The sequence below is a fragment of the Methylomonas rapida genome (assembly GCF_024360925.2).
GTDB lineage: Bacteria > Pseudomonadota > Gammaproteobacteria > Methylococcales > Methylomonadaceae > Methylomonas > Methylomonas rapida.
The window spans coordinates 3,219,279-3,230,763 of the sequence record NZ_CP113517.1; the positions used below are offsets into that span (position 1 = coordinate 3,219,279).

The following is an 11,485-nucleotide window of genomic DNA, read 5'->3' on the forward strand; positions in this document are numbered from 1 at the left end:
GTTATCCCAACGATCATGAAACGCCGGTATCGCCCCGGAACATGAAGGCTCTCACACCATGGCTGGCGCGGTAATTCGCTGATGTCCACCAACGCCCGGACACTATTGGATAACGGCATAGCCGTGATCCATTCGAATCATCTGGAAACACTGCGGGACGTGGTGGAATACTGGCTACGTCAGCATCCGCTCGCGCCGCTGGAAAACGAAGTGTTTCTGGTGCAAAGCAACGGCATGGGCCAATGGTTGAAACAAAGTCTGGCGCAAAACGACGCGCTCGGCATTGCCGCCGCAATGCAAGTCCAGTTGCCGTCGCTGTTCATCTGGAGCGTTTATCGGGCGGTATTGGGCCAACAAATCCCGAAAGAACAGCCTTTGGCCAAAGCCCCGCTCAGTTGGCGCCTGTACCGCTTGCTGCCGATACTGACCGGTGAAAAGGGCTTCGAATCACTCGCCCATTTCCTGCAACAGGACCTTGATGATCGCAAGCGTCACCAACTGGCCGAACAATTGGCCGACTTGTTCGACCAATATCAGGTTTATCGTTCGGACTGGATCAGCGACTGGGCAGCCGGTCACGATCATTTACGCAATGCGCATGGCGAGACTTTCCCCTTGCCCGAACAACAACGCTGGCAAGCCATTTTGTGGCGCGCGATACTGGCAGACCTGGGCGAGAACTTCAATCCCTTTGCCAGCCGCGCTTCGGTCCATGCGCAATTCATGGCGCATATCGACACCCTGCAACAACGTCCAGTCGGCCTTCCGCGCCGCATCATGCTGTTCGGCCTGTCGTCCCTGCCGCAACAATCGCTGGAGGTATTGGCCAAGCTGGGTAAATTTTGTCAGATCGTGCTGTTCGTGCATAACCCCTGTCAGCATTACTGGGCCGACATCATCGAAGACAAGGAACTGCTCAAGGCCCAGCGCCGCCGGCAAAGCTACAAGGCCGGCATGAGCTCCAGCCTGAGCGCTGAGGAACTGCATCTGCATGCCAATCCGCTACTCGCCGCCTGGGGCAAGCAAGGCCGCGATTACATCCGATTGCTGGATCATTTTGACGAAACCACGGCCTACGCCAACTGGCATTGGCCCGAGCAAAAAATCGATTTGTTCAAGGATTACGGTGCGGACGGTCAGCGCTGCTTGTTGCAACGCCTACAGCAATCGATTCTGGATCTGGAACCTGTCCCGCCAGAACCGCAATTGCTGGACCATGCCGACTCTTCACTGGCCTTTCATGTCGCGCATAGCCCGCAACGGGAAGTGGAAATCCTGCACGATCAGCTGCTGGCGCGCTTCAACGCCGCCGCGCAGGCGGGCGAACCACTGACTCCGCGCGACGTCATCGTGATGGTGCCGGACATCAACCAATACGCGCCGCACATTCGCGCGGTATTCGGCCAGGTGCAAGCCGACGACCCCAGATACATCCCGTTCAGCCTGGCCGATCAACAACAACGCGGCGAAAATCCTCTGCTGGTTGCGGTGGAAGCACTTTTGCACCTGCCCGAGTCTCGTTTCAGCGTCAGTGAATTTCTCGCCTTGCTCGAAGTACCGGCTTTACGGCTGCGTTTCGACATCGGCGAAAACGCCATCCCCAAACTGCACCAATGGCTGGAACAAGCCGGCATCCGTTGGGGCCTGAATGCCGACCATCGTGCCCGCAGCGCCGACATGCCAGCCAATTTTGTCGCCAACACCTGGCAATTTGGCTTGCGCCGCATGTTGCTGGGTTATGCCGTCGGCAACGGCGAAGCCTTCAACGGCATAGAACCTTACGCAGAAATCGGCGGCCTCGAAGCGCAATGGCTGGGACATTTATGTCATCTGCTGGACACATTGGCGCGTTACACCGACACGCTACGAACGCAAAGAAATCCGGATGATTGGCTACTTATCCTCGACCAGCTGCTAGCAGAGTTTTTCCTTGCCGACAACGAGCGCGACCGCAAAACCCTCGATAGCTTAAACCGCGCGTTGACCACCTGGCATCAGGCTTGCACGCAAGGAGGCTGCACGGCAGCCGACAAACTGCCCTTGAACGTGGTGCGCGAAGCCTGGCTGGCCACGGTGGACGAACCCAATCTACAGCAACGCTTCCTGAGCGGCCGGGTCAATTTCTGCACCTTGATGCCGATGCGGGCGATTCCATTTCGCTTGATATGCCTGCTGGGCATGAACGACGGCGATTATCCTCGCAGCCACTATCCGCACGGTTTCGATTTGATGAATCAGCGCGGACAGTACCGCCCCGGCGACCGCTCGCGCCGGCAGGACGATCAATTTCTGTTTCTGGAAGCCCTGCTTTCGGCCAGAGAGCAGCTTTACCTCAGCTGGGTGGGCCGCAGCATTCGCGACAACAGCGAACGGCCGCCGTCGGTCCTGATCGCGCAATTACGCGATTTCATCAGCCAAAGCTGGCGCCTGCAGGAACCGCAAGACTTGCTCGATGCCTTGACGCTGGAGCATCCCTTGCAGCCCTTCAGCCCCGATTACGTCAAGAAAAACCGGAATGCGCGTTTGTTCACCTATGCCAAGGAATGGTTTCAAACGGTTCCCGAAGCGATCATCGACGATGTCCCCCCTGCCCCCGGCGAAGAAAACGCTTACAGCCTAACGCTGGAAGCGCTGGCGCGATTTTTACGCGCGCCGGTCAAGAGCTACTGTCAACAAACCTTGAAGTTCAGCTTCGATAGCGACGATGTGACCAGCGAAGACAACGAACCCTTCGGCTTCGATCGCTTACAAGCCCAGGCATACAGCACATCTCTGCTGGATGGTTTACAGCGGCAGGAACCCATCGATGTGGCCGAATTTCTGCACGGACAAATGACGACCTTACGCGGACAAGGCAAACTGCCGCTCGGCGGCTTTGCCGAAACCACCTTCGCCGGTATCGCTCAACCCGCTCAGCAAGCCTGGCAACACTACCAAACCGTTCTGAAAGCCTGGCCCGATACGTTGAAAGCCCGGCAAATCGAGTTGACCTTCGAGGTCTCGGACACGGTCAACATTCGACTGGAGGCCGGACTCGGCCATCTGCGCCAAGCCGGCGACACGCAAGCCATGGCGCTCATCACGCTGACCGCGCGGACTTTGCGCAAAGACAAGCGCATCCAATATCAGCATCTGCTGCTGCCCTGGCTGCAGCATCTCGCCGCTTGCGCGGACGGCACGGCGGTCGATAGCCTTGTGGTGGGCGCCGACGGCGTGATCGAGATGCCCGCTTTGCCGCGCGACGACGCCAGGGCCTGTTTACAAATTTTGCTCGAAGGCTGGCATCGCGGTTTGCATGCCCCATTGCCGGTAGCCTGCCTGACGGCTTTTGTCTGGTTGCATGAGCCGGATAACGCTCAAGCACGCTACGAAGGCGACGAATGGAACGACGGCGAGCTTGATTACGACGCCTATCTGGCGCGTTTTTTCCCGACTTTCGCCAGTCTGTGCCAGAGTGAAACAGACGGCTTCGCGTTCTGGGCCGAAAAACTCTACCGACCCATGACTTTAAATCTGCAAGCAAAGGATTTACTAGCATGACCAGCGCCACCGCCATCGATCCGCTGGTATTGCCGCTGTCTGGCACGCGCCTGATCGAAGCAAGCGCCGGCACCGGTAAAACCTATACCATCGCCGCGCTCTATGTACGCTTGATCCTCGGCCACGGCATGCAAGGCAGCGAGCTATTGCCGCCGGACATCCTGGTGGTGACATTCACCGACGCGGCCACCAAGGAACTGCGCGAACGCATACGCGCCCGTTTGACCCAGGCAGCGCGCTATTTCCGCGACAGTTCGATGGAAAGCGACGACTTTCTGCAGCGGCTGCGCGCTGACTATGCCGCAGAACAATGGCCGAACTGCGCTCGCCGCTTGGAGCTGGCCGCCAACTGGATGGACGAAGCCGCCGTTTATACGATACACAGCTGGTGCAATCGCATGCTGCAACAGCACGCCTTCGACAGCGGCAGCCTGTTCAAGCAAGAAGTCGATAGCGACGACCAGGAATTATTGCACCAGGTAGTCAGGGACTATTGGCGGCAATTTTTTTACCCCTTATCCGCCACCGCCTGTCTGGCCGTGAACAAACTGGCAGCGTCACCCGAGCAACTGGCCGCCATCTTGAAACCGCTGCTGTTCGAAACCGAAGCCGCCGGATTGAATTGCGAAACAGACGACATCCGGCCGGTTTTCGAAGCGTGGGAACAGTGGCAACGCCAGTGCGACGTCCTGGAAAATCAAGCCCGCCAACATTGGCTGAGTCAGCAGACAGCGCTCGAAGCGCTTTTGCAACTAGCCTCGAACGACGGCTGGCTCAACGGCAATCAATATCGAAAAAATACCTTTGCCGACAAACTCAAGCACATGGCCGCCTGGGCGCAGGGCGCCACGCTAGGCTTGGATGACTTGGCCAAATTTGGCCGGCAAAAGCTGCAAGCGGGCTTGACCAAAGCCCATCAAAACAAAATCGACCAGTTTCAGCAAACGACCTTTCAGGCCATCGACGATTTCATCGCGCATTGCGAACAGGAAATCGATATCGCCGATTCGATTACCCGCCACGCCATTCAATGGCTGCGGGCACGCTACGACGCCGAAAAACAGCGTATCGCCCGCATGACTTTCGACGACATGCTGAATCGGCTGGATTCGGCCTTGCGAAGCCAGAACGGCGAACGGCTGGCCGCTACGATCATCAAACAATATCCAATTGCACTGATCGATGAATTTCAAGATACCGATCCGGTGCAATACCGCATTTTCGCGCGCTTGTACCCGGCCGATGCCGAGGAAGAATTCGGTTGTTTCATGATAGGCGACCCGAAACAGGCGATTTATTCCTTCCGCGGCGGCGATATTTTTACTTATCTCAAAGCCCATCAAGCCACATTGGGCAAGCACTACACCCTGGGCACCAATTACCGCTCGACCGAAAGCCTGGTAGCCGCCGTCAACCGCATGTTTGCCCATGCCGACCAGCAACAAGCCGAAGGCGCCTTTTACTTCAAGCATGATGAGTTCGATCCTTTGCCGTTCATCCCGGTAGCGGCCAAGGGCCGCAACGAGGTTTTCGTCATCGAGCAAGAATCCGCCCCCGCGCTAACCTTTTGGCGGCTGGATGGCGAGCAAGCCATCGGCATGCCGGACTATCGCGTGCAAATGGCAGCCGCGACGGCCAGCGAAATCGTGCGCCTGTTGACCGGCGGCCAAAAAGGACACACCGGCTTTCGCGACGCGCAGGGCCAGATGGCCCCGTTACAACCGGCTGACATTGCGATTCTGGTGCGCAGCGGCAGCGAAGCCAGAATCATGCGTCAGGCCCTGGCGGAACGGCGACTGCGTAGCGTTTACCTGTCCGAGCGCGAATCGATATACGCCAGCCCGGAAGCAAAAGACATATTGATCTGGCTGCGCGCATTGGCGGAGCCGCGCGATGAGCGTAAGGTTCGCGCGGCCCTGAGCACCGCGACCATAGGCTGGCCCTATCAGACCTTGCGGCGACTGACGCTGGACGAACCTCTCTGGGAGTCGCAACTGGAACGTTTTATAGGCTATCAACAACGCTGGCAACAGGATGGCATTTTGCCAACCCTGCGGCAATTACTGAGCGATTACGCCCTGTCCGCCCGTTTTGCCGCTCTCGCCGACGGCGAACGCCGCTTGACCAATCTGTTGCATTTGGCCGAACTGTTGCAGCATGCCGGGAGCCATCTGGACGGCGAGCAAGCCTTGATCCGGCATTTGGCGGAAACCATAGCCAGCAGTGAACAAGCCGCCGAGGAAAACGTGATCCGGCTGGAAAGCGACGCCAATCTGATCAAAATCGTGACGATCCACAAATCCAAGGGCCTGGAATATCCGTTGGTATTTTTGCCGTTCATCTGTAGTTTCCGGGAAGTAGGCGGCCGCAACACCCGTTATTACCGTTATCACGACCCCGACTTCAACCTGAGTATCGACTTGAGTAAAAGCGATGAGTGCAAAGCCATCAGCGACAAGGAACGCCTGCAGGAAGATTTGCGCCTGTTGTATGTGGCGGTCACCCGCGCCCGTTACGCCTGTTGGCTGGGCGTGGCGGCCATCAAGTCCGGTAACAGCAAGAACAGCCTGTTGCATAAAAGCGCGCTGGGCTATGTGCTAGGCTGGCAGCCCGACATGGCGGCCAGCGAACTGCAAAGCCGCTTGAGCGAGCTCAAGGGCGATTGCGCCGCCATCGCCATCGAAAATCCGCCAGCGGCCACTGCCATGCCCTACCAGCCGCCGCACGCGGAAACCGAAATCGATGCCGCTCGCGACTCAACCATCAAGGTCGGCGACAATTGGTGGATAGCCAGCTACACAGCCCTGCAAACCGAGCAAATAACGGCTGGCAAACCAGCAAGCGCCCCAAGCGAAGCGGAAAATTATCGCGAAGACAAACAGGGCGACGAGGCGGAACCCTTGCCCAACCCTCCCATGCAGGCGGCATCAGGCCTGCATGGCCTGCCGCGCGGAGCCGAACCCGGCGTCTTGGTACACGAACTGCTGGAACAATGCGCGCTGCTCGGTTTTGGCGCGGTGCTGGCTCAGCCAGAACTAGCGCTGCCATTGATAGACAAATTATTCAAGGGACATAACTGGGAAAACAAACAAAACATCCTGGCGCAGGCTCTGCAACAATGGCTGAAGTTACCGCTATTGGCCGACACCGGCATCAGCCTGTCGGATTTGGCAAGCCACCGCTATCAAGCCGAGATGGAGTTTTTGTTGGGTGCAGAGGCAGCCGACGTTCGGCTCATCGATACGCTAGTCACGCGGCACACCTTTGCCGGCCTTGCCAGACCGCGCCTACAAGCCAACCAAATCCATGGGCTTTTAAAAGGCTTCATCGATTTGGTGTTCGTGCATGAAGATCGCTATTACGTGCTGGATTACAAATTCAATGCCCTGGGCACCAACAGCGACGCCTATGGCGACGCCGCATTGCAAAATGCCATGCTGAACAAACGCTACGATCTGCAATCGATGCTTTATTTGTTGGCCTTGCATCGGCTACTGAAAACCCGGCTGGGCGAACGTTACGATTACGATAGCCATATCGGCGGCAGTATCTATTTGTTTCTACGCGGCGTGGACAATGCGAGTGCCGGCCGGGTGTTTTACAAGCCCGACAAAACACTGATCGAAGCCCTCGATGCGCTGTTCCGCGGCGAAACGATGCCGGGGCTGGTAGCATGAGCGCGGCAAGGGTTTTACCCCAGATCGATCAATGGATAGCTTATGGCTGGCTCAGCCCGCTCGACCGGGCCTTTGCCGGCTTTTTACTGGACCAGGACGCCCATGCCAGCGAGGCGGTGCTGTGGGCCGGCGCTTTGCTCAGCCATCAATTGGAACGGGGAGAAGTCTATCTGGACCTGGAAAAGCTCTGCCTCGATCCAGGCCTGACCCTGGCCTTACCGAACGACGAAGCCTGGCAGAGCGGCCAGCAAGATAGCGCGGCGGAATTGAACACCTTCCGAGCCTACACCTTGCAGGACTGGCAGGACAAACTCGGCCAGTCGTGTCTGGTCGCCATCGGCAGCGGCAATACACCACTGGTATTGCAAGGCAATCGCCTGTATCTGCGCCGCTACTGGCACTATCAGCAAATCGTCGATAATGAAATCGCCCGCCGCTTGCAGCCCATACGCACGGCGTTGCCAGCCTCGATACAGGCCAGTCTGCGAGCGCAATTCGCCGGCGACCAGCCACAACCAGACTGGCAAAAAATCGCCTGCATCCTGGCCTTGCGCGCTCGTTTTGCGATCATCACCGGCGGCCCGGGCACCGGCAAAACCACCACATTGACCAAGCTGTTGAGCTTGTTGATAGAACTGGCGGAGGCCGAAAGTCAACGCAAACCGACGATACTATTGGCGGCACCCACTGGCAAAGCCGCGGCGCGGGTCAGCGAATCGATCGCCAACGCCCTGGCAAACCTGCCCCTGCCGGATGCGATCAAAGCGCAGATACCGCAAAAAGCCAGCACCTTGCACCGCTTGCTAGGCAGCCGTCCCGATAGCCGCCGCTACCGCCATCACCGGCATAATCCCTTGCTGGCCGATATCGTCATCGTCGATGAAGCCTCGATGATCGATCTGGAAATGATGGCTGCGCTACTCGATGCCTTGCCGGATACGGCGCAACTGATCTTACTCGGCGACAAGGATCAGTTGGCTTCGGTCGAGGCCGGTTCGGTGATGGGGGATTTATGTCGCGGCGCCGCCCAAGCGGCTTATGATGAAGCCACCCGCGACTGGATCCAGCATTATGCGGATATAACCTTGGAGGCCTCGATAAGGCCCGGTTCGGCAATCAATCAGCAAACCGTCATGCTCCGGCATAGCCACCGCTTCGGCGCGCAAAGCGGCATTGGTCAATTGGCCAGAGCCGTCAATGCCGGCGATGCCGTAAGGACGGATGCCATCCTGGCCGATACCAAGACTTATCCCGATCTCGAACGTTTGGCCTTGGTCGATGCCAATGACATCAAATTCAGACGCTTGATCGTTGCCGCGGACGCCGCCCAAGGCAAATTCGGCTACGGCCATTATCTTAAAATCATCGCCCAGCGCCCAGCCGGCGCCGATGCTTACGAGCAATGGGCTTTAGCCGTGCTGCAGGCTTTCGATCGTTTTCAAATCCTGTGTGCGCTGCGCCGTGGCGATTGGGGCGTGGAACGCATCAATCAGCGCATCGAACAATGGCTGTTTACCGGCCAAAAAGCGGCCCTGTGGTACGAAGGCCGACCCGTGATGATCACGCGCAACGACTATAATCTGGGCCTGATGAATGGGGATATCGGCATCGCCCTAAGAGATGCCGGTGGCCGATTGCGGGTGGTTTTTCCGGGCGATGAAAGCCAGGGCCACGGTAAATTGCGTTGGTTGTCGCCGATGCGGTTGCCGGACGTGGAAACCGCCTTTGCGATGACGGTGCATAAATCGCAAGGCTCGGAATTCGCTCATGTCGCGCTGATGTTGCCGCCGGTTCGCAGCCCGGTCATCACGCGAGAATTGATCTACACCGGCATCACGCGCGCCAAACAGCGTTTTACCTTGCTGGAAAGTCGTAGCGAGGTGCTAGCTCAAGCGATCATGGTCACGTGTTAGCAAAGGATCATGAATACATGACCATCGTAGGAGCGATGCATAGTCGCGATGAATCCCTTCAATTCGCGACTAGGCGTCGCTCCTACAATGAAACTTACGCGTTTCCGCCGGAGACTTCCAATGACCCACGCCATCCCGCTTGAGGATTCAATGATACAGATGGACCGCCCCGTTCCGTTGGCCGTCTGGCTGACCAGTGCCGACCAGAATTTCCTGCTTGAACGGCAACCTGCGGCACCTTGTTTTGGCCGCTCCATGCCTGATTTACCGTCGATAAGCGTCGACGCCACTCGGCGCTACCAAGTCATGGAAGGTTTCGGTTTTTCGTTGACGGGCGGCAGCGCGATGCTGATCAGCCGCCTGCCTGCCGACACCCGGCAAGCCTTGCTAGGGGAATTGTTCCTGCCCGACGGCGACGGCATCGGCGTCAGTTTTTTGCGCTTGAGCATAGGCGCGTCGGATTTGAGCGAACGCAGCTTTTCCTACGACGACATGCCCGATGGAGACAGCGACTTTGATTTGGCCTATTTTGATATCGAGGCCGGCGATATCGAGATCATTCCGTTGTTACAGGACATTCTGCAACTCAACCCCGACCTCAAGATCATCGCCACGCCCTGGTCGGCGCCGCGCTGGATGAAAACCAACCGGGCTTTCGTCGGCGGCCGGCTCAAAGCCGAATGCTATCCCGTTTATGCGGCCTATCTGGTCAAGTACCTGCTGGCGATGCGCGAACGCGGCATCGTGATTCATGCCATCACGCCGCAAAACGAACCACAAAATTTCAAAAACGATCCCAGCATGGTGATGGAAGCCCTCGAACAGGCCGACTTCATCAAAAACCATCTGGGACCGGCGCTAACCGAAGCCGGCTTGAACGACGTGGAAGTGTTCTGCTGGGACCACAATTGCGATGCACCGGAATACCCGCTGGCGGTGTTCGCCGATGCCGAGGCGCGCCGTTACCTGAGCGGCTCGGCCTGGCATCTTTACGGCGGCGACATTTCGGTACTGTCCGAAATACATAAAGCCTATCCGGACCTCAAGCTGTATTTCACCGAGCAATGGGTGGGCTCGGACGGCCAATTCGGCGGCGATTTGATCTGGCACAGCAAAAACGTGCTGATCGGCGCAGCGCGCAACTGGAGCCAGGTAGTACTGGAATGGAACCTGGCCTCCGATCCCTTCTGCCAGCCACACACGCTCGGCGGCGAATCGCGTTGCGTCGGCGCGTTGACCCTGGACGGCGACCAAGTCACCCGCAACGTGGCCTACTACATCATCGCCCACGCCGCGAAATGGGTGCGCCCAGGCTCGGTACGCATTCATTCCGACGCTGCCGTATTGCCGAATGTGGCTTTTCTGACCCCGGAGGGTTTAGCCGTTTTGATCGTGCTGAACGACGGCGCGGAAGCGCAAAGTTTTAACATCCGTTTTGCAGACCAAAGTGCGATTACGACGCTGCCCGCGAATACCGTGGCCACCTATGTCTGGCCCGCCACCCAACGCGTAGGCGAAGACCGCTGGCAAGCGCTAATGCAATGATGACTACCCTTTCCCGCTTCCTACGCGCTGGTGCCGTTTTTCTGCTGACACTTCAAACGCAGATCGCCTTTGCGGACCATCACGGCGGCATTCCAGTGTTAAATTACCATCGGTTCGGTCCCGTGGTGGCTGTCAGCATGACCGTAACCACTACCCTCTTCGAAATGCAATTGAACTGGCTGCAGGACAATGGCTACAGCGTAATACCGCTCTCGACGCTGGTAGACTATTTGCTCGGCAAGCGTCCGCCACCCCCTGAGAAATCCGTGGTCATCACGGTCGATGACGGGCATCGCTCGGTGTACGACCAAATGCTGCCCATCGTCCGCCGCCATCAAATTCCGATTACCTTGTTCATATATCCTTCGGCCATCTCCAATGCCAACTATGCCTTAACCTGGAGCCAACTGGCGGAATTGCAACAAACCGGGCTGTTCGACATTCAATCGCACACGCTTTGGAGTCCGAATTTCAAGAAAGAGCGTAAAAAACTCCCCCCTGAAACCTATCGGAAATTTGTCAAGGATCAGCTGGAAAAATCCAAGGCCATACTGGAGAAAAAATTGCAAAAAACCGTGGATATTCTGGCCTGGCCTTTCGGTATTTACGACGATTATCTGGCTCAGGCCGCCAAAGAAGCGGGCTATGTTGCCGCCTTCAGCATCGATAGGCGTCACGCCGATATCAGCGAAAACATCATGTCACAGCCCCGTTATCTGATGCTAAACCGCGACGGCACGACGGGCTTCGCAGCTATTATGGAAGGCCGCGCCACCGCGAAGAAAACGGCGAAAACTCAGTGACCCGCCT

Annotated in this window: 5 protein-coding genes; all 5 read left to right on the forward strand. The window is 57.5% G+C overall.

The features are described 5' to 3' along the window. The first annotated feature begins 81 nt into the window (after positions 1-81). The 5 genes from recC (at position 82) to NM686_RS15190 (ending at position 11,478) form a co-directional block, all read left to right on the forward strand. Positions 82-3,540 (forward strand): exodeoxyribonuclease V subunit gamma, encoded by a 3,459-nt coding sequence (gene recC / locus NM686_RS15170; protein ID WP_255188698.1) that lies wholly within the window; start codon positions 82-84, stop codon positions 3,538-3,540. Further along, entirely contained in the window at positions 3,537-7,217 is a 3,681-nt protein-coding gene (gene recB / locus NM686_RS15175; protein WP_255188699.1) for an exodeoxyribonuclease V subunit beta, read from the forward strand. Before recC ends, recB begins: the two co-directional genes overlap by 4 nt. Then, a complete protein-coding gene (recD, locus tag NM686_RS15180; protein ID WP_255188700.1) occupies positions 7,214-9,130 on the forward strand; it encodes an exodeoxyribonuclease V subunit alpha in 1,917 nt (638 codons plus the stop codon). The genes recB and recD overlap by 4 nt, the downstream gene beginning before the upstream one ends. 120 nt (positions 9,131-9,250) lie before the next feature. After that, the gene (locus NM686_RS15185) at positions 9,251-10,675 is read left to right on the forward strand and encodes a glycoside hydrolase family 30 protein (protein WP_255188701.1); all 1,425 of its coding nucleotides are present in this window, start codon (positions 9,251-9,253) and stop codon (positions 10,673-10,675) included. Next, entirely contained in the window at positions 10,672-11,478 is an 807-nt protein-coding gene (locus NM686_RS15190) for a polysaccharide deacetylase family protein (protein ID WP_269021856.1), read from the forward strand. Before NM686_RS15185 ends, NM686_RS15190 begins: the two co-directional genes overlap by 4 nt. The last annotated feature ends 7 nt before the right edge of the window (positions 11,479-11,485 follow it).

What these genes read in the sequence shown, in the direction of transcription:
- recC (WP_255188698.1), top strand. Translation starts at nt 82, where the DNA reads ATGTCCACCAACGCCCGGACACTATTGGATAACGGCATAGCCGTGATC.
- recB (WP_255188699.1), top strand. Translation starts at nt 3,537, where the DNA reads ATGACCAGCGCCACCGCCATCGATCCGCTGGTATTGCCGCTGTCTGGC.
- recD (WP_255188700.1), top strand. Translation starts at nt 7,214, where the DNA reads ATGAGCGCGGCAAGGGTTTTACCCCAGATCGATCAATGGATAGCTTAT.
- NM686_RS15185 (WP_255188701.1), top strand. Translation starts at nt 9,251, where the DNA reads ATGACCCACGCCATCCCGCTTGAGGATTCAATGATACAGATGGACCGC.
- NM686_RS15190 (WP_269021856.1), top strand. Translation starts at nt 10,672, where the DNA reads ATGATGACTACCCTTTCCCGCTTCCTACGCGCTGGTGCCGTTTTTCTG.